Origin of the sequence: Kitasatospora xanthocidica (assembly GCF_014656195.1) — a bacterium.
Classification (GTDB): Bacteria; Actinomycetota; Actinomycetes; order Streptomycetales; family Streptomycetaceae; genus Kitasatospora; species Kitasatospora xanthocidica.
Genome location: NZ_BNBY01000001.1, coordinates 361,367 through 380,188 on the forward strand (window position 1 = coordinate 361,367; position 18,822 = coordinate 380,188).

The following is an 18,822-nucleotide window of genomic DNA, read 5'->3' on the forward strand; positions in this document are numbered from 1 at the left end:
AACGGCCCGCGCGCGGTGTCCCGGTGGACGTCCACCGGGACACCGCGCGCGGTCAGTCGGACGACCCGCCCCGCCGCTGCCGTCGCCTCGCCCGGTCCCGCCAGCTGCGTGCCAGCCGGTGCAGCTCGGCCACCTGCGCCTCCGGCAGGTTCCAGGTCTGGGTCAGCAGCCGCAGCGTCGACACCCGCGGGCAGGACACACCCCGCTCCAGGTCGCGGATCGACCTCACGCTCAACCCCGTCGCGTCACCCAGCTGCTCCTGCGTCATCCCCATGTCCAGCCGGATGGTCCGCAGCAGCGTCCCGAGTGTCGCGCCCTCCCCCGTGACCGTTCCGTCCATGCCTGTTCCCCCCTCAACTCAGAACAGCTCAACTTGCCCGTCCGGGACGGGCTTTGTGTGAAGTGAGTTCCGTCGCACGCTAACCGCATCCGGCCCGTACGGCAGGCGAACCCGGGCGCCGGGCGCGTGACGTGGCTCACTCGGCGCACCGCGGCGCGCACCGCGCCCCACCCCCGGCACGCTCCGTGACCGGCACCCGTCGCACCGGCCGCCGACCCCCGCGAACAGCGCCGGAACGAAGATCGACGCGCCCCCGACCGCCCCTGTGAGCGGCGCCCGGGATGAGGCAGGATGGGAGGTGGAAAGGGCGGCCTCTCATTGCCGGCCACCACGTGCACTGAGGAAGAGGACCCCCATGAGCATCGACCCGTCGTCCATCCCGTCCTTCGGCATGCCCCAGGGGGGCCAGCCCGGCGGCCAGGGCGGGCAGCCGGCCGGCCCGCCGCCGATCATCGTCCCGGACCAGGGCCTGGTCGCCCAGCTGCTCGACCAGATGCAGCTCAAGCACGTCGTGGACGAGGAGGGCGACCTCACCGCCCCCTGGGAGGGCTTCCGCGTCTACTACATGTTCCGCGGCGACCAGAAGGAGCTCTTCGCGGTGCGCGCCTTCTACGACCGCGCGTACCCGCTGGAGAAGAAGGGCGAGATCCTCGACCTGATCGACGAGTGGAACCGTGAGACCCTCTGGCCCAAGGTCTACACCCACACCCACGAGGACGGCGTGGTCCGCCTGATCGGCGAGGCCCAGATGATCGTCGGCACCGGCGTCAACCTGGACTACTTCGTGACCACCACCGCCAACTGGACCCAGGCCGCGGTCGGCTTCGAGCAGTGGATCGTCGAGCGCCTCGGCCTGCAGAACGAGATCGAGGGCGAGGACGGCGAGGCCCCCGAGGGCACCGACGAGGCCTGATCCCCAGGCCTGATCCCCGGGCCTGATCCCCGGGGCCCGCTCCGGCCCCGGCGACGTCCGGTACGGCCCGCCACCGCGTTCGCGCCGGTGGCGGGCCGTCCTCGTCCCCGGCCCCGGCGGGCCGTCCTTGTCCCCGGCCCCTGGCTGTCCCAGGATGGGCGCGACGACGACGCAGGAGGAGCCGCAATGGGAACCAGGCCGCTGTTGAACCGCCGATTGGTCGGTATGGGAACGACGATCTTCGCCGAGATGTCCGCCCTGGCCACGGCCACCGGCTCGATCAACCTCGGCCAGGGCTTCCCGGACACCGACGGGCCCGACGAGATCGCCCGGGCCGCCGCAGACGCCGTGCTGACCGGCCGGGGCAACCAGTACCCGCCCGGCCCCGGCATCCCCGAGCTGCGCACCGCGATCGCCGAGCACCAGCAGCGCTTCCACGGCCTGACCTACGACCCGGACGGCGAGGTCCTGGTCACCGCCGGCGCCACCGAGGCCATCGCGGCCACCCTGCTGGCCCTGCTGGAGCCCGGCGACGAGGTCATCGCCCTCGAACCCTTCTACGACTCCTACGCCGCCTGCATCGCCATGGCCGGCGCCACCCGCGTCCCGCTCACCCTCCGGGCCCCGGACTTCCGCCCCGACCTCGACGAGCTGCGCACCCTGATCACCCCGCGCACCCGGCTGCTGCTGATCAACACCCCGCACAACCCGACCGGCACCGTGCTCACCGCCGGGGAGCTCCGGGTCATCGCCGAACTCGCCGCCGAGCACGACCTGCTGGTGGTCACCGACGAGGTCTACGAGCACCTGGTCTTCGGCGCGACCCACCACCCGATCGCCGCGCTGCCCGGCATGCGCGAGCGGACCGTCACCATCTCCTCCGCCGGCAAGACCTTCTCCTTCACCGGCTGGAAGGTCGGCTGGGTCACCGCGAGCCCCGCCCTGGTCGCGGCCGTGCGCACCGCCAAGCAGTACCTGACCTACGTCAGCGCCGGCCCCTTCCAGTACGCCGTCGCCGAGGCGCTGCGACTGCCCGACGCCTACTTCGACACCCTCCGCGCCGACCTGCTGCGCAAGCGCGACCTGCTGGTCGACGGCCTGGCGGCGGCCGGGTTCCGGGTCTTCACCCCCGAGGGCACGTACTTCGTCACCAGCGACATCACCCCGCTCGGCGAGAAGGACGGCATCGAGTTCTGCCGCGCCCTGCCGGAGCGCTGCGGGGTCGTCGCCATCCCCAACGCCGTGTTCTACGACGACGTCGACGCCGGCCGTAGCCTGGTCCGGTTCACTTTCTGCAAAAAGGATGACGTCCTCCAGGAGGCCGTTGCGCGACTGCAGCGCCTCTGAGGGCCCGCGCGCCCCCTTTCACGCCCTTCGAACAGTGTCGCCGCAGTCCCGACGGCTGTTCTGATGCATCATCAACTCACGTGATCGAACTGCCAGGTTGCCGCCTCCACGGCAGATCCGACGGCCCGTCCGGCACAGCTCAGCCGCCCTCCCCGCCCCGTGCGAGGAGGGCGGCGGCGCGTGATGCGCGCTGACGGCGCACAACCAGCGCGCACGGCGCGCGACCCGGTGACAGGGGCGCGCGCTGTGCAAACTCGCACACCGGCTCGATCAGAGCCGGGAAGCAGGTGTGCTCGAAACGGTGAATGCTTGACAAAGTTGGGTAAATCACCGGCGGACCCGGCGTATTCGTGCTTCTCTGCTGCTGAATCTCCAGCCGGAATCCTTCCTTCCACGGTCGGCCGCGCCCAGGGCCGCACAGCCCCGAACAGCCTCGCCATCGCCTAGGCTTTTCTCGCTGCTGCTCGGCGGGCGCGCACGGAGCTGAAACGCGGAGCCGAGCATGCTCACCACACTGCAGACCTCCTACACGGACACCCGCGCCGGTGACCTGGCCTGGTGCCTCGGCGGCGACCCGCTGCCCGCTCTCGCGGTCCGCGACCTGAGACTCGACGGCGGCGGCCGTCCCGGCACGACCGGCACCCTCCAGCTGCGGCTGCTGGGCGCCTCGCACCAGGTGGTGATCGACGCCGGTCCCGGCCAGTGCCTGGAGACCGTCGCCTGCCTGCCCGGCCGCCGCACCCCGCTGCCGGCACGGGTGGCCAAACAGGTCGGCGGCTGGGAGTACGAGTTCGCCGCCCGGATCGAGGCCCTGCCGCCGCACGACTTCGCGGCCCGCGCCCAGGAACTGCTGGCCCTGGTCGAGGGCCACCCCCGGGGCCTCGCCGGGGTCTTCCCGGGCGACCCGAGCGCCTTCACCGCACTGGTCACCCAGGGCGGCACGGACCGCCTGCTCTGGCGGACCTGGCACGCCTACCCCCAGGAGGGGCAGCTGGTGTGCACCCGCTCCTCGCTCGTGGTGTCGGGGGCATGACCGCCGGGAGTCCGGGCGAGAGCACCGGTCCGGGCATACGCTGCAAAGCGAAGGTCAACGAATCGCACGCAGGAACGATTCGTCAATCAGACGTGGCTCAGTGTCCGTCGGATGGGCGCAGCTATCCGTCCCGCACGTCCCCTAGCGTTTGTTCGTGATCAACCATCCGGCCGGTCCGCCCGCACGCCCGCGAGTGGACCTCGACGACGGCACCCCACTCCGACCCGGGCACGGCCTCACCCCACTGCCCGCCCGCCGTCGATCCCGGCTGCGATCCCGCCCCCGGCTCGCCCGCCTGACCGTCCTGATGGCCGCGTTCGTCTGCGCGGCCTGCGGGCTGGTCTACGAGCTCGAACTCGTCGCGCTCGGCGACTACCTGCTCGGGGACGCCGTCACCCAGACCTCCGTGGTGCTGTCCGTCATGGTGTTCGCCATGGGCCTCGGCTCGCTGCTCGCCAAACGGTTCACCCACCGGCCCGCCACCGCCTTCGCCCTGGTCGAATGCGCACTCGCCCTCACCGGCGGACTCTCCGTCCTCACGCTCTACTCCTGCTGGGCCTGGCTCGGCCGCTACCAGACCGCCATGGTCGGCCTCACCTGCCTCATCGGCATCCTGATCGGCGCCGAGATCCCCCTGCTGATGACCCTCATCCAGCGGATCCGCCGCGAGGACGCCGGACGCGCCGCCGCCGACCTGTTCGCCGCCGACTACGTGGGCGCGCTCATCGGCGGCCTCGCCTTCCCCTTCCTGATCCTGCCCACGCTCGGCCCCGGCGACGGCGCGCTGCTCACCGGCGCCGTCAACGCCGTCGCCGGCGCGGCCGTCGTGCTCTGGCTCTTCCGGGAGGAACCCGTCCCCCGGATACGACGGCTGCTCTGGGCCGGCTGCCTGCTCGTCCTCGCCGTCCTCGCGGCCGCCGCCGCCGGCTCCGACACCGTCGAACGCGCCGCCCGGCACACCCTCTACGGCGACCAGGTCCGCTACGCCACCCGCAGCCGCCACCAGGAGATCGTGCTCACCGGCCCCGCCGAAGGCCCGCTCCGGCTCTACCTCGACGGACGCCTCGCCGTCTGCGGGCCCGACGAGTACCGGGCCAGCGAAGGCCTCGTCCACCCCGCCATGGCCGCCGGCCCCGACACCCGGGTCCTGCTGCTCGGCGGCGGCGACGGGCTCGCCCTGCGGGAAGTCCTTCGGCACCGGGGCGTGCGCACCGTCCGCCTCGTCGACGCCGACCCCGCCCTCCCCCGGCTCGCCCGCACCGACCCCGCGCTCGCCGCCCTCGGCGACCACTCCCTGGACGACCCCCGGGTCCGCACCACCGCCGCCGACCCGATGGCCTGGCTGCGCGGAGCCGACCCGGGCACCCCCGGCGGCGACGGGCCGTACGACGTGGTGCTCGCCGACCTGCCCGCACCGGCCGACGGCGGACCGGTCAAGTTCCACTCCCAGGAGTTCTACGGCCTCGCCACCCGGCTGCTCTCCCCCGGCGGCCGGATCGCCGTCCGGGCCGGGAGCGACCCGGACGGCCTCTGGCAGATCGACTCCGGCCTGCGGACCGCCGGACTGCAGACCGCCCCCTACGCCGTCCCCGGCAGCCCCACCGCCGGCTGCCGCCCCGGCCCGCCGGACACCGCCCAGAACTACCTCCTCGCCGCCGCCGGCCGCCCCCCGCTCACCCTCGCCCCCGACGCCCCGCCACCCCGCGCCCTCACCCCCGACACCCTCCGCACCTCCACCGCCCGCCTCACCTCGACCCGCCCCGCCCACCCCCCGGCCGCCCTCACCCTCCTCGGCCCCCGCTGACCGGCGGCCGCGGTCGCGGAGCGGCCTCCGGAAAGAACGGCGCCCCCGCCGAACGACGGCAGGGGCCAGGCACCGCGGTCGGGCGGGGAAGTCGGGTGGTGGTGGGTAGGGACCGGGCGCCCTCCTCGGCCCCCGCTGACCGGCGGCCGCAGTGGCGGAGGAACCCGCGTGGTCGCGGAGCGGCGCCCGGAAGGGGCGACGGCCCCCGGCCGGAGGGCGGCGGTGGCCCGGGGCCGGGGTGGGGCGGGTGGGGCGGGGAAAGTCGGGTGGTGGTGGGTAGGGACCGGGCGGGGTTGGGTCGGTAGGCTCCGTGGCATGGAGCATGAGGTTGTCGTCCCGATGTCCGCCGAGCTGGTGCGGCAGGCCTTGCAGGATCCGGCGCTGCTGGCGCGGAGCGTCCCTGGGCTGAGCACCGAACCGGCCGCCGTCGGGGGCGGGCCGGCCGAGGAGATCGGCGGGCGGCTGAAGCTGCGGATCGGCGGCTCCACGATCACGTACAAGGGCGTGCTGTCGCTGATCGAGGGCCGTGGGGGCGTGCTGACCGTGCTCGCCGAGGGCGAGGAGGCCCGGGGCAGTGGCGAGGCGACCGCCACCGTGCGGGTCAGCGTCGTGGACGGCGCCGAGGACGGCACCGCCGTGATCCGCTTCACGGGCGACCTGAGCGCCACCGGCCGGCTGACCGAGTTCGACGAGGAGACCCTCGACGGCACCGGCCGCCGGCTGCTGGACCGGTTCGCCGCCGCCCTGGTCGCCCCGGAGGGCGAGCAGGAGCAGGACGACGACTCCGGCGCCGCGACCGCCGCGGTGGTCTTCATCGAGGACCGCCAGGACCAGCCCGGCGACGACCTCGACGACGACCTCTCCGAGCTGATCGCCTTCTCCGACGCGGACGCCGAGCGCTTCGGCCTCCCCATCGGCTCCGCCGACGACGAGGACGCGGACGCGAACGCGGACGCGGACGGCAACGGGGGCGAGGACGACGAGGCCCCGGACAGCAGCGCCGCGGCCGAGCACGGGGAGCCCGTCGAGGCGGCGGACGACGTCGAGGAGCGCTCCGCCGGGCAGGACTCCGTGGCCGAGGAGATCCCGGTCGAGCCGCTCTTCGCGTACGAGGACGAGCCGGCGCTCTCCGGCCCGGTGCGCCGCAGCATCGTCGGCCGGTCCGCCGAGGAGGTGGACCACGCCCCGCCGCGCGGCCCGTACGCCCCGGCGCTGCCGGCCCGCAGCGCGCGGGCCCGGGCGGCGTCCCGCTGGGGCGGCGAGGCGGGCGGGATCGTGGTGCCCGGTACGGGTGGCCGCAGCGCGGTGCCGTGGGTGATCGGCGGTTCGGTGGCGCTGCTGGGTGGTGCCGTGGTGCTGGTCAGGGCGCTGCGCCGCCGCTAGTCCGGGGGCGCCGTCGGGGACGTCAGGCCCTAGACTGAACGCTCATGAGCAACGACCGCGACGCCCTGCTGGCACAGATCAAGGACAAGGCCGTCGTGCACGGCAAGGTCACCCTTTCCTCCGGCAAGGAGGCCGACTACTACGTCGACCTGCGCCGGATCACGCTGGACGGCGAGGCCGCCCCGCTGGTCGGCCGGGTGATGCTGGACGCGACCTCGCACCTGGAGTACGACGCCGTCGGCGGTCTGACCCTGGGCGCCGACCCGGTGGCCACCTCGATGCTGCACGCCGCCGCCGCGCGCGGGCGGACGCTGGACGCCTTCGTGGTCCGCAAGACGGGCAAGGCGCACGGTCTGCAGCGCCGGATCGAGGGCCCGGAGGTGAAGGGCCGCCGGGTGCTGGCGGTCGAGGACACCTCCACCACCGGTGGTTCGGTGCTGCAGGCCGTCGAGGCGCTGCGTGAGGCGGGCGCCGAGGTGGTCGGCGTCGCGGTGATCGTGGAGCGCGGCGGCGCGGGCGCGGTCGAGGAGCAGGGTCTGACGTACGTGACCGCGTACACCCTGGACGACCTGGGCCTCTGACCCCGGCACCGCCAGGGAATCGGAACCTCCGGAACCCCCGGGACTTCCCCACGGACGACTGAGGGCCGGGCCTGTTTCACGTGAAACAGGCCCGGCCCTCGTGCTGTCCGCTCGTGGCCGGGGCTCAGCCGCGCCGGTGGCGGCCGCCGGCCTGCGCCGTGGCGTCGGCGACGCTCTCGGCGACGCCGGCCTTCTTCTTCTTCCGCTCGCGCAGGATCTCGATCAGGATCGGCGAGACCGACAGCAGGACGATCAGCAGCACCGCCGGGATCAGGTACTTGTCGATCACCGGGGCGAGCGCGTCGCCGAAGAAGTAGCCGATCAGCAGCATCGACTCGGTCCAGAGCACACCGCCGATGACGTTCCAGAGGAAGAACGTCCTGGCGGGCATCTCCAGGGTGCCGGCGACCGGGTTCAGGAAGGTGCGGACGATCGGCATGAAGCGCGCCAGCACCACGGCCTTGCCGGCGCCGAACTTGTTGAAGTACTCCTCCGCCTTCACCACGTACTCGCGGCGGAAGATCTTCGACTCCGGCTTGTCGAACATCTTCGGTCCGACCTTGACACCGATCAGGTGTCCCAGCTGGGCACCGGCGATCGCCGCGATCGGGCAGCCGACGAGCAGCACCGCGATCGGCAGCTTGGCACCGTCGCCGAGCACCGACGAGGCGGCGTTCGAGGCGGCGACGCCCGCGAGGATCAGCAGCGAGTCGCCCGGGAAGAAGAAGCCCACGAGCAGGCCGGTCTCCGCGAAGATGATCGCGATCAGCCCGATGGCGCCGAGGGACGAGATCAGGGATTTGGCGTCGAGCAGATTGACGGCCAGCTGGTTGTAGTCCACGGGCGCAGGATAGCGGGCGTACCTTGCGGGCGTACCTCGCGGGCGAGCGGCCGTACCGTGCCCGGGGGCTCCCGGCGGGCGCCCGTCGGGGCGGGTCCCACCGGCCCCGGCCGCCCCGGGGTGCGGCGTTTCGACTGGCGGGCTCCTGCTGACCTGCGGGCACGAGTCTGGGAAGATGGCCGAGGCGTCCGGTCCGCGGCGGCCCTCCACCCTCATGGCCGTACCGCGGAGGTCGCCTCGAACCTTGGTGCCGGAGAGCCACACCGCAACGCCGCGCGTCGGCGGGCCGGCACGGAGTCGTCAAGAAGGCGTACACAGCGTCGGACAGCACCGTCCGTACGCCGCAACCCGACAGGAGCGGATCGCATGCCCATCGCTACTCCCGAGGTCTACAACGAGATGCTCGACCGGGCCAAGGCGGGCAAGTTCGCCTACCCGGCCATCAACGTCACCTCGTCGCAGACCCTGCACGCCGCGCTGCGTGGTTTCGCCGAGGCCGAGAGCGACGGGATCATCCAGATCTCGACCGGTGGCGCGGAGTTCCTGGGCGGCCAGCACAACAAGGACATGGTGACCGGCGCGGTCGCGCTCGCCGAGTTCGCCCACATCGTCGCCGCCAAGTACGACATCACGGTCGCCCTGCACACCGACCACTGCCCGAAGGACAAGCTGGACGGCTACGTCCGCCCGCTGCTGGCCGTCTCGGCCGAGCGCGTGGCCAAGGGCGAGAACCCGCTGTTCCAGTCGCACATGTGGGACGGTTCCGCCGAGACCCTGTCGGACAACCTGTCCATCGCCCAGGAGCTGCTGGCCCAGGCCGCCGCCGCCAAGATCATCCTCGAGGTCGAGATCACCCCGACCGGTGGCGAGGAGGACGGCGTCACCCACGAGATCAACGACGAGCTGTACACCACCGTCAACGACGTCGTGCGCACCGCCGAGGCGCTGGGCCTGGGCGAGAAGGGCCGCTACCTGCTGGCCGCCTCGTTCGGCAACGTGCACGGCGTGTACAAGCCGGGCAACGTCGTGCTGAAGCCGGAGCTGCTGCGCGAGCTGCAGGACGCGATCGGCAAGCAGTACGGCAAGACCGACCCGTTCGACTTCGTCTTCCACGGCGGCTCGGGCTCCTCCGCCGAGGAGATCGCCACCGCGCTGGAGAACGGCGTCGTGAAGATGAACCTGGACACCGACACCCAGTACGCCTTCACCCGCCCGGTCGCCGGCCACATGTTCGCCAACTACGACGGCGTGCTGAAGGTCGACGGCGAGGTCGGCAAGAAGAACACCTACGACCCCCGCACCTGGGGAAAGCTGGCCGAGGCCGGCATGGCCGCCCGCGTGGTCGAGGCCGCCGAGCAGCTGCGTTCGGCGGGCAAGCGCCTGAAGTGAGCGCGGTCACCGCGTGAGACACGGGTGCCCCCGGCGGTCCTCCGCCGGGGGCACCCGCACGTCCGGGGTTCCTCTGGTTCCCTCTGTTCGAACGGCGGCTCGGACTACTGCTTGAGCTCCGCGTACGCCTCCGCGCTGCTGTCCTTCAGGAACTGCCAGCAGCGGGCCTCCTCCTCGGTCTCCTTGATCGCGCCGGCCGCCCGCGCGAGCGCCGCCAGGCAGCGCAGGAAGCCGCGGTTGCCGCGGTGCTCCCACGGCACCGGGCCGTGGCCCTTCCAGCCGTTGCGCCGCAGCGCGTCCAGGCCCCGGTGGTAGCCGGTGCGAGCGTAGGCGTACGACTCGACGTAGCGGCCGGCCGCGTAGGCGTCGTCGGCGAGCATCGCCCAGGCGAGGCAGAAGACCGGGAACTCGGCAGCCACCTGGGTCGGGGAGGCCGACTCCTCCGCCAGCATGCGGTAGGGCCGCTCCTCCTCGGGCAGGAGGGTCGGTTCGGGACCGTCGAGAAGATTCCTGTGGATCGCCATGCCCTGAAGTCTGCCACCCGAGCCGCAGGGGTCAACCGTCGCACCGTGGTCGTCGGCCACCGCGCTCCCGCCCGCCGCCGTCGCGGGGCCGTTCAGTGCCGGACGGTCACCACGATCTTCCCGACCTGTCCGTTGGACTCCATGTGCCGGTGCGCCTCGACGATCTCCGTCAGGTCGAAGACCCGGTCGATCAGCGGCTTCAGGGTGCCGTTGCGCAGTCCGGCGTGGACGAAGGCCCGGCCGCGGCGCAGCGCCGCCGGGTCGGCGACGAGGCCGGCCACGGCGTAGCCCCGGACGTCCAGCGGCCACACCATCGGCAGCGGGGTGGGCCGGGGGTCGAGCCAGCCGTAGACGATCAGGGTGCCGCCCGGGGCGACCAGGGTGGCGAGGTCGGTCAGACCCGGTCCGGCCACGCAGTCGAGGACGATCCGCGCGCCCTCGTCACCGGTCACCGCCCGGACCTTCGCCACCGTGTCGGCGGCGCCGTCCGCGACCACCACGTGGGCCGCGCCGGCCGCCCGCAGCTGGTCCTCCTTCGCCGCGGCGCGGGTGACCGCGACCGCGACACCGCCGAGGGCCGCGACGATCTGGATCGCGGCGACGCCGACGCTGCTGGACGCGGCGGTGACCACCACGCGGTCGCCGGGCGCGATCCGGCCGGCCTCGACCAGCGCGCCGTAGGCGGTCAGGTAGGACAGCCAGACCGCTGCACCGGTGACGGCGTCCAGGTCCGCGGGCCGGGGCAGCAGGGTCGTCGCGGGCACCACCGCGTGGTCGCCGTACACGCCGGAGCCGGACATCCCGGTGCCGACCGCCAGGACGCTGACCGCGTCGCCGGGCGCGACCTCCGTCACGCCGGGGCCGACGGCGAGCACCTCGCCGGCGGCCTCGCCGCCGAGCCGGGAGCCCGGCAGGGTCGCGTCGTACCAGTAGCCGCCGGAACGGAAGAGCGCCTCGGCCCGGTTGAGCCCGATCGCGTCGATCCGGACCAGCGCCTCCCCCGGGCCCGGGTCGGTCAGCGTCACCTTCTCCAGCCGCAGGACCTCCGGTCCGCCGATCTCGTCGAACAGTACAGCCGTGCTCTCCGTGGCCATGGCTTGTCACCCTCCCCTTGGACGAACCGAGTGATCGATGCTCATTTTCCGTGCACCGTTCTGTTTTCGCGCACCGAACTCTAATTCAGCTCTGTACGATGTCAAGCGTGGAAGATCGGAAACCCGGCCGACGCGCCCGGCTGCGGGCGCAGACCACGGCGGAGATCAAGCGGATCGCCCTGGAGCACATGGCCGAGCAGGGCGCGGACGCGATCTCGCTGCGCGCCATCGCCCGTGAGATGGACATGAGCGGCAGTGCGATCTACAGCTACTTCGACACCCGCGACGACCTGATCTCCACGCTGATCGGCGACGTCTACACCGCACTCGTGGACGCCGTGGAGGCCGCCCGGGACGCCGTGCCCGCCGACGATCCCGGCGGCCGGATCACCGCCTGGGGCGAGGCGCTGCGCACCTGGTCGCTGGCCAATCCGCAGGGCTTCCGGCTGATCTACGGCGATCCGGTGTCCGGCTACCGGCCGCCAGCCGACGGGCCGGCCCCGGAGGCCGCGAAGCGCGCCTGCCTCGGACTGGTCGGCCTGATCGCGGCCGCCTGGCCGACCGCCCGGGCACTCCAGGACGACCCCTCGGCCCGGTGGAGCGACTTCTCCGAGGACCTGGTGGCCAAGGTCCTCGAGCGGGACCCTGACCTCCCGCCCGCCGCCGTCGCGCTGGCGCTGCGGACCTGGGGACGGATGCACGGCCTGGTCGCCCTGGAGCTGCACGGCCACCTGGGCCCGCAGGCGCACCATCCGGACCGGCTGTACCGGCGCGAGCTGCTGGACCTGGTCCGCTCGCTGGGGCTCCCGGCCGCCTGAGCCGCCTACCCGACCGGGCCGTCCGCGGCGGGCGGGGGGCGAACGGGCACACGGGACCTCCGTGATCTGCATACCGGGTACATGGACATTCACCCGTTCGCCATGCCAAGGTGACGATCATGCCCGGAGCCCGACCCGCCAGCAGGCGAGCCGCCCCCCATCGGAAGAGCGGCGGCAGACGCCGCAAGTCGGCCCGGAGAACAGGCCCTGGCATGCTCACGGCACTGGTGCTCTCGGTGCTCGTGCTGGGCGCCACCGCGATCGCGCTGACCTGGCCCGCCGGCACCCCGGAGGCCGCCCCCACCGCCCAGGCGCGGGTCGTCCCGCCCGGCGAGCAGACCGCACCGGCGGCACCGGCCCCCACGCCCACCGCGGCCGCCACGCCGGCACCCACCCCGACGCCCACGCCGCCGCCGGTCCCCACTCCCCCGCCCGCCCCCGCCGGGCCGGACCCGGGCCCCACCAAGGGCACGGGCACCTTCACCATCGCCCAGGCCGGCGCCAAGGCCGTCGGACGCGGCACCGTGCGCCGCTACCGGGTCGAGGTCGAGGACGGCATCGGCATCGACCCCGCGACCGCCGCCGCCCAGATCCACGGCATCCTCGGCGATCCGCGCGGCTGGACCAACGACCGCCGCAACGGCTTCCAGCTGGTCGCGACCGGCTCCTACGACTTCACCGTGAAGATCGCCTCGCCCGCCACCGTGGACCGGATCTGCGGCGCCTCCGGGCTGGACACCCACGGCGAGGTCAACTGCAACGTCGGCGACCAGGTGCTCGTCAACTCCAAGCGCTGGAACACCGGTTCACCGCAGTTCAGCGGCCCGATCGAGGAGTACCGGGCGCTGATCGTCAACCACGAGGTCGGCCACCGGATCGGCCACGGCCACGAGAGCTGCCCCGCCCCCGGCAAACCCGCGCCCGCGATGATGCAGCAGATCTACGGCCTCAAGGGCTGCACCCCCAACGCCTGGCCGTACTCGGCGGACGGCACGTACCTCAGCGGGCCGTCGGTGCCGTGACCCGGACGGCACCGCAACGGAGTTGAGACCGTACCGGCAGCCCGGCGGGACCCCCGGCCCGTACGCTGCGATCATGACCGCTGCCCAACGCCGAAGGCCCACCGCCCTGTTCGCATCCGCCGCAGTCCTGCTCGGCGCGGCCGCCTGCTCGTCCTCGTCCGGGGGCGTGCCGTCCGGCCCGGGCGGGCTCTCGTACGACACCGTCCGCACGGTCGCCGAGAAGCTGCTCCAGGACCAGGCGGCGGGGAAGGGGAAGGAGGCCGCCTGCCCGTTCGGCCTCGACCTCGGCAAGGCGCTCAAGGCGGCCGGGATCCCCGGGACGCCCGCCCTCGACACCGGGGACGAGCACGCCGTGGACGGCGACATCGGCAACGGCGAATCGCCGCAGCCGTGGCCGTCCGGCATGAGCCACCCCCCGGAGATGCCGTCGATCCCGGCCAAGCCCCCGCTCGCCGACGTCTCCTGCGGCTGGCGGGTCGGCTCGGCCAAGCTGGACCTCGAACTGCTGGCCACCACCCAGCGCGGGGTCGCCGTCAACCTGATGCTGCCGGGCATCCAGCACGCCGCCCGCCTCGGCGCCTCCGACCTCCAGCAGCTCGCCGCCGACCAGCCGGGCCCCGGGCAGACGAAGCTCCTCGCCGGCCGGGGCACCGCGGCGCTCTCCCGGATCACGCCCAAGGGCGACGGGGACATCGTCCTGCTGGTGTCCCAGAACTACGACGCCCAGCCGGACGAGGCGCTCACCGGCGAACCGCTGCGCAAGCTCGCCGAGTCACTGGCGGGCCAACTGCGCTGAGCCGCCTCACGGGCTCTATCCCAGGACCGGCAGGTGGTCCCGGAGGTCGCTGCGCTCCCCGGAGGCGGACACCGCGGCCGCCTCCACCGCCGTCGCCCAGTCGGTCCGGCCGGTGGCCAGCCGGATCCAGGTCAGCGGGTCGGTCTCGACCACGTTCGGCGGGGTACCCCGGGTGTGCCGGGGGCCCTCGACGGCCTGCACCACGGCGTACGGCGGGATCCGCAGCTCGACCGCGCCGCCGGGGGCGCGCTCGGCGAAGGCGTCGGCCAGCATCCGGGCGACGGCGGCGACGGCCTGCCGGTCGTGCGGGAAGGCCTCCGGGCCGAGCGCGGCGGCCAGGTCGTCGGCGTGCACGACGGCCTCCACCAGCCGGGTCACCAGGTAGTCGGTCAGGAGCATCGACCGGCCCGCCAGGAGGGTGATCCGGCGCCCCGGCTCCGCCACCACCGGCCCGTCGAGCACGGCCCGCACGGCGTCGAGCGGCCGGTCGAACGCCGCGGCCACCGCCTCGGGCGGGCCTGCGTACCCGGTCGCCGCGTGCTCGGTCACCGCGGCGTCGACGGCCCCGGCCATCGTCCTGCTCAGCTCCGCGTAGCCGGCCAGCGTGAGCACCGGCCCGTCCGGCCCCTGGTCGTCCAGCGTGTCCGGCAGCCGGCCCAGCGCCAGGCCCAGGTGGGCCACCAGCTCCCGCACCCGCCAGGAGCCGAGCCTGGTCGGCAGCTCCAGCTGCGCCGCGGTCAGCCGGTGCACCGCGGCGCGCAGCGCCTCGTTCTGCGCCGCCAGCGCGGCGCTCGTCTTCTGCGGTTGGTACGTACGGGACTTGGGAGGCATGGGCCCCAACATACGCCGAGGGGCGGACGGTTCCGTAGAACCGTCCGCCCCTGTTACTCGCCCGCTCGCCCCCGAGCCAAAGGGGCGGCCCGTCAGCCCAGCAGGGCCTCGATGACGCCGGTGTGGGCGTCCTTCAGCTCGGTCAGCGAAACGCTGAACTGGCCCTGGACGTCCAGCTCCTGGCCGTCCACGACACCGATCCGAGTGGCCGGCAGGCCACGCGCGGTGCACATGTCGTTGAAGCGGAGCTCCTCGCTGCGCGGCACCGCCACGACGGCGCGGCCGGCCGACTCCGAGAACAGCAGGACGAACGGGTCCGTGCCCTCGGGCACGACGATCCGCGCGCCGTGGCCGCCCTTGAGGCAGCTCTCCACGAGCGCCTGGCCGAGGCCGCCGTCGGAGAGGTCGTGCGCGGCGTCGATCATGCCGTCACGGGAGGCGGAGATCAGGATCTCGCCGAGCAGCCGCTCGCGCTCCAGGTCCACCTTGGGCGGCAGGCCGCCGAGGTGGTCGTGGACCGCCTGGGACCAGGCCGAGCCGCCGAGCTCGTCCGCCGTGTCGCCGAGCAGGTAGAGCAGCTGCCCCTCCTCGGCGAAGGCGAGCGGGACGCGCCGGGTGACGTCGTCGATGACGCCGAGCACCGCGACCACGGGGGTCGGGTGGATGGCGACCTCGCCGGTCTGGTTGTAGAGCGAGACGTTGCCGCCGGTGACCGGGGTGCCGAGCACCAGGCAGGCGTCGGCCAGGCCGCGGGTGGCCTCGGCGAACTGCCACATCACGTCCGGGTCCTCGGGGGAGCCGAAGTTGAGGCAGTCGGAGACGGCGAGCGGCTTGGCACCGCCGGCCGCGACGTTGCGGTACGCCTCGGCCAGGGCCAACTGGGCGCCGGTGTACGGGTCCAGCTTGGCGAAGCGGCCGTTGCCGTCGGTGGCGACCGAGACGCCGAGGTTGGTCTCCTCGTCGATCCGGATCATGCCCGAGTCCTCGCCGACCGAGAGCACGGTGTTGCCGAGCACGAAGCGGTCGTACTGGTCGGTGATCCAGGACTTGGAGGCCTGGTTCGGGTGGCTCGCGACCTTCAGCAGGTCGGCCTTGAGGCCCTCGCCGGTGGTCGGGCGGGCCAGCCGCTCGGCGGTCGGGGCGTCGGCCTGCAGCGCGTCCTGCCAGCTCGGGCGGGCGTACGGACGCTCGTAGGTCGGGCCCTCGTGGGCGACGGTGCGCGGCGGGACGTCCACCACGAGCTCGCCGTGCCAGAAGATCTCCAGGCGCTCGCCGTCGGTCACCTCACCGATGACGTTGGCGATGACGTCCCACTTCTCGCAGATCTCCAGGAAGCGGTCGACCTTGTCGGGCTCCACGATCGCGCACATGCGCTCCTGCGACTCGCTCATGAGGATCTCCTCCGGCGAGAGCGTGTGGTCGCGCAGGTGCACGGTGTCGAGCTCGATCCGCATGCCGCCGGAGCCGGCCGAGGCCAGCTCGCTGGTGGCGCAGGACAGGCCGGCGCCGCCGAGGTCCTGGATGCCCTTGACGAGCTTCTCGCGGAAGATCTCCAGGGTGCACTCGATGAGGAGCTTCTCCTGGAACGGGTCGCCGACCTGGACGGCCGGGCGCTTGGCCGGCTTGGTGTCGTCGAAGGTCTCGGAGGCCAGCACCGAGACGCCGCCGATGCCGTCGCCACCGGTGCGGGCGCCGTACAGGATGACCTTGTTGCCGGCGCCGGAGGCCTGCGCGAGGTGGATGTCCTCGTGCTTCATGACACCCACGCACAGCGCGTTGACCAGCGGGTTGCCCTGGTAGCAGGAGTCGAAGACGACCTCGCCGCCGATGTTCGGCAGGCCCAGGCAGTTGCCGTAGCCGCCGATGCCCGCGACGATCCCGGGCAGCACGCGGCGGGTGTCCGGGTGGTCGGCCGCACCGAAGCGCAGCGGGTCCATCACGGCGACCGGGCGGGCGCCCATCGCCAGGATGTCGCGCACGATGCCGCCGATGCCGGTGGCCGCGCCCTGGTAGGGCTCGATGTACGACGGGTGGTTGTGCGACTCGACCTTGAAGGTGACCGCGTAGCCCTGGCCGACGTCGACCACACCGGCGTTCTCGCCGATGCCGACGAGCATCGCGTCCGAATCGGGCTTCTTCTCGCCGAACTGCTTCAGGTGGACCTTGCTGCTCTTGTACGAACAGTGCTCCGACCACATGACCGAGTACATGGCGAGTTCGGCGCCGGTCGGGCGCCGGCCGAGAATCTCCCGGATGCGCGCGTACTCGTCCTCCTTGAGGCCGAGTTCGGCCCAGGGCTGGGCGGCGTCCGGGGTCTGCTCGGCGTTCTTGACGGTGTCGAGGCTCATCAGGCGTTCACCAGCTGCTTCAGGACGGAAGTGAAGAAACCCAGGCCGTCCGTGCCGCCGGTACCCACCAGCGGCTCGACCGCGTGCTCCGGGTGCGGCATCAGACCGACGACGTTCCCGGCGGCGTTGGTGATGCCGGCAATGTCATTGATCGAACCGTTGGGGTTGACGTCCAGGTAGCGGAAAACCACCCGGCCCTCCGCCTCCAGCTCGTCGATGGTCCGCGCGTCCGCGGTGTAGCGGCCGTCCATGTTCTTCAGCGGGATCCGAATCTCCTGCCCGGCCGCGTAATCGCGGGTCCAGGCGGTGCCCGCATTCTCCACCCGCAGCTTCTGCTCGCGGCAGATGAAGTGCAGGTGGTTGTTGCGGAGCATGGCGCCGGGCAGCAGGTGGGACTCCGTCAGCACCTGGAAGCCGTTGCAGATACCGAGGACCGGCATTCCGAGCTTCGCCTGCTCGATGACGCTCTGCATCACCGGCGAGAACCGGGAGATGGCGCCGGCCCGCAGATAGTCGCCGTAACTGAATCCGCCGGGCAGGACGACGGCGTCGACCTGGTGGAGATCCTTGTCACGGTGCCAGAGGGCGACCGGCTCGGCGCCGGCGAGGCGGACCGCGCGCTGGGCGTCGCGGTCGTCGAGGGATCCGGGGAAAGTGACGACGCCGACGCGGGTGGTCACTTCGCCGCCTCCTCGACCCGGACGGTGAAGTCCTCGATCACGGTGTTGGCGAGAAAGGTCTCGGCGGCTTCGCGGATACGGGCGAGCGCCGCGTCGTCGACCGGGCCCTCCACATCCAGCTCGAAACGCTTGCCCTGGCGGACGTCGGCGATCCCGGTGAATCCGAGACGGGGCAGTGCACGCTGCACCGCCTGGCCCTGGGGGTCGAGGATCTCCGGCTTGAGCATGACGTCGACTACGACGCGTGCCACTGGCACTCCCGGTGGTGTCTTCGGTGAGGCGGGGGAACTCCAGACTACCGGTGGTTTCGGGCGGCATTGCTGGCCGGGGATAGCGACGCGCGTAGACCCCCGACCCTTACGCCCCAAGGGATCCGGCGCCCCTACCCCCCGCCCCGGCGGGCCGGTTTCGACGGTTTCGGCGCCCGGAACGGCCCCGCCCGGAGAACACCCGAATACGGCACTTGGGGACAGATCCGCCCGTCCCGCACATCGGTATCCGGCAGTCCCGCGAAGACACGTGAATATCCGGAAAAGAATGCCGGACTCTTCGATTTCGACCCCCTTCGGGTGCAGAATAGGGCCACCTGTCGCGGCAAGTGCTGCGTATCAGGCGGGCCAACGGGCCTGCCCGTATGCGCTTGCGCGAGTTGGTGCACATCAGGCCCCGGGCGTACCCCCGCGGACCGGTGGCCGAATTGCCGAGAGGATTGACACCCATGGCTCAGCGTGTAGTTGTCACGCTCTCCGACGACCTGGACGGCGGCGCTGCCGCGGAAACCGTCCACTTCGGCGTCGACGGGAAGTCGTACGAGATCGACCTGTCCCTGGACAACGCGGAAAAGCTGCGCGAGGCGCTCGCCCCGTTCGTCGCCGCCGGACGCCGTCAGAGCCGCACCGGAAAGTCCTTCCGCCGCACCGCCCTCACCCCGGACCCGGCCGCCGTCCGCGCCTGGGCCCAGTCCCGCGGCATGGAGCTGCCGGCCCGCGGCCGCATCCCCAAGCACGTGTACGAGGAGTTCGCCGCGGCGAACTGACCCCCGGGGCCGGCCCGAAGGCGGGCCCCCGGTCGCCCCGCC

Annotated in this window: 19 protein-coding genes; 11 read left to right on the plus strand and 8 right to left on the minus strand. The window is 72.8% G+C overall.

Annotation, left to right across the window (positions count from 1 at the left end):
• Window positions 1-52: 52 nt before the first annotated feature.
• Window positions 53-340 carry a helix-turn-helix domain-containing protein gene (locus tag IE332_RS01560; protein ID WP_189913205.1) on the minus strand — a complete coding sequence of 96 codons (288 nt, stop codon included), beginning with the start codon at window positions 338-340 and terminating at the stop codon, window positions 53-55.
• A 355-nt stretch (window positions 341-695) separates the two neighbouring features.
• Between IE332_RS01560 and IE332_RS01565 the strand changes: the two genes are divergently transcribed.
• The 6 genes from IE332_RS01565 to pyrE all read left to right on the plus strand — a co-directional run bounded on the left by IE332_RS01565 (window position 696) and on the right by pyrE (window position 7,401).
• A complete protein-coding gene (locus IE332_RS01565) occupies window positions 696-1,253 on the plus strand; it encodes a type III secretion system chaperone family protein (protein WP_189913206.1) in 558 nt (185 codons plus the stop codon).
• 186 nt (window positions 1,254-1,439) lie between these two features.
• Window positions 1,440-2,600 carry a pyridoxal phosphate-dependent aminotransferase gene (locus tag IE332_RS01570; protein WP_189913207.1) on the plus strand — a complete coding sequence of 387 codons (1,161 nt, stop codon included), beginning with the start codon at window positions 1,440-1,442 and terminating at the stop codon, window positions 2,598-2,600.
• 502 nt (window positions 2,601-3,102) lie between these two features.
• Entirely contained in the window at window positions 3,103-3,633 is a 531-nt protein-coding gene (locus IE332_RS01575) for a DUF2617 family protein (RefSeq protein WP_189913208.1), read from the plus strand.
• 307 nt (window positions 3,634-3,940) lie between these two features.
• Window positions 3,941-5,437: a polyamine aminopropyltransferase gene (locus IE332_RS01580; RefSeq protein WP_189913535.1), complete on the plus strand. Its 1,497-nt coding sequence runs from the start codon at window positions 3,941-3,943 to the stop codon at window positions 5,435-5,437.
• 315 nt (window positions 5,438-5,752) lie between these two features.
• Window positions 5,753-6,820 carry an SRPBCC family protein gene (locus IE332_RS01585; RefSeq protein ID WP_189913209.1) on the plus strand — a complete coding sequence of 356 codons (1,068 nt, stop codon included), beginning with the start codon at window positions 5,753-5,755 and terminating at the stop codon, window positions 6,818-6,820.
• Between the two features lie 44 nt (window positions 6,821-6,864).
• Window positions 6,865-7,401 carry an orotate phosphoribosyltransferase gene (pyrE, locus tag IE332_RS01590; protein ID WP_189913210.1) on the plus strand — a complete coding sequence of 179 codons (537 nt, stop codon included), beginning with the start codon at window positions 6,865-6,867 and terminating at the stop codon, window positions 7,399-7,401.
• A gap of 124 nt (window positions 7,402-7,525) precedes the next feature.
• Here the strand turns inward: pyrE and IE332_RS01595 are convergent, their stop codons facing one another.
• Window positions 7,526-8,242, minus strand: a complete 717-nt coding sequence (locus IE332_RS01595) for a DedA family protein (RefSeq protein ID WP_229928214.1) — start codon at window positions 8,240-8,242, stop codon at window positions 7,526-7,528.
• Between the two features lie 366 nt (window positions 8,243-8,608).
• Here IE332_RS01595 and fbaA point away from each other — a divergent pair, with 366 nt between their 5' ends.
• Window positions 8,609-9,631, plus strand: a complete 1,023-nt coding sequence (gene fbaA / locus IE332_RS01600) for a class II fructose-bisphosphate aldolase (RefSeq protein ID WP_189913212.1) — start codon at window positions 8,609-8,611, stop codon at window positions 9,629-9,631.
• 104 nt (window positions 9,632-9,735) lie between these two features.
• On the opposite strand, the gene IE332_RS01605 is transcribed toward fbaA, so the two are convergent.
• Window positions 9,736-10,155 carry a DUF3151 domain-containing protein gene (locus IE332_RS01605; RefSeq protein WP_049659647.1) on the minus strand — a complete coding sequence of 140 codons (420 nt, stop codon included), beginning with the start codon at window positions 10,153-10,155 and terminating at the stop codon, window positions 9,736-9,738.
• Between the two features lie 92 nt (window positions 10,156-10,247).
• The gene (locus IE332_RS01610) at window positions 10,248-11,249 is read right to left on the minus strand and encodes a zinc-dependent alcohol dehydrogenase family protein (RefSeq protein WP_189913213.1); all 1,002 of its coding nucleotides are present in this window, start codon (window positions 11,247-11,249) and stop codon (window positions 10,248-10,250) included.
• A gap of 98 nt (window positions 11,250-11,347) precedes the next feature.
• Here IE332_RS01610 and IE332_RS01615 point away from each other — a divergent pair, with 98 nt between their 5' ends.
• From IE332_RS01615 to IE332_RS01625, 3 genes are all read left to right on the plus strand, one after another.
• Window positions 11,348-12,067, plus strand: coding sequence for a TetR/AcrR family transcriptional regulator (locus tag IE332_RS01615; RefSeq protein WP_189913214.1), 720 nt, complete (start codon window positions 11,348-11,350; stop codon window positions 12,065-12,067).
• 212 nt (window positions 12,068-12,279) lie between these two features.
• Window positions 12,280-13,089 carry a DUF3152 domain-containing protein gene (locus IE332_RS01620; RefSeq protein WP_189913215.1) on the plus strand — a complete coding sequence of 270 codons (810 nt, stop codon included), beginning with the start codon at window positions 12,280-12,282 and terminating at the stop codon, window positions 13,087-13,089.
• 73 nt (window positions 13,090-13,162) lie between these two features.
• Window positions 13,163-13,885 (plus strand): hypothetical protein, encoded by a 723-nt coding sequence (locus IE332_RS01625; RefSeq protein ID WP_189913216.1) that lies wholly within the window; start codon window positions 13,163-13,165, stop codon window positions 13,883-13,885.
• A gap of 15 nt (window positions 13,886-13,900) precedes the next feature.
• Here IE332_RS01625 and IE332_RS01630 read toward each other — a convergent pair whose 3' ends face one another.
• From IE332_RS01630 to purS, 4 genes are all read right to left on the minus strand, one after another.
• Entirely contained in the window at window positions 13,901-14,716 is an 816-nt protein-coding gene (locus tag IE332_RS01630) for a maleylpyruvate isomerase family mycothiol-dependent enzyme (protein WP_189913217.1), read from the minus strand.
• A 92-nt stretch (window positions 14,717-14,808) separates the two neighbouring features.
• Window positions 14,809-17,064 (minus strand): phosphoribosylformylglycinamidine synthase subunit PurL, encoded by a 2,256-nt coding sequence (gene purL / locus IE332_RS01635; RefSeq protein ID WP_189913218.1) that lies wholly within the window; start codon window positions 17,062-17,064, stop codon window positions 14,809-14,811.
• Complete coding sequence (gene purQ / locus IE332_RS01640) at window positions 17,064-17,744, minus strand: phosphoribosylformylglycinamidine synthase subunit PurQ (protein WP_189913219.1); 681 nt, start codon at window positions 17,742-17,744, stop codon at window positions 17,064-17,066. The genes purL and purQ overlap by 1 nt, the downstream gene beginning before the upstream one ends.
• A complete protein-coding gene (gene purS, locus IE332_RS01645) occupies window positions 17,741-17,995 on the minus strand; it encodes a phosphoribosylformylglycinamidine synthase subunit PurS (protein ID WP_030232982.1) in 255 nt (84 codons plus the stop codon). Before purS ends, purQ begins: the two co-directional genes overlap by 4 nt.
• 467 nt (window positions 17,996-18,462) lie before the next feature.
• Here purS and IE332_RS01650 point away from each other — a divergent pair, with 467 nt between their 5' ends.
• Entirely contained in the window at window positions 18,463-18,780 is a 318-nt protein-coding gene (locus IE332_RS01650) for a histone-like nucleoid-structuring protein Lsr2 (RefSeq protein WP_189913220.1), read from the plus strand.
• Window positions 18,781-18,822 lie beyond the last annotated feature (42 nt).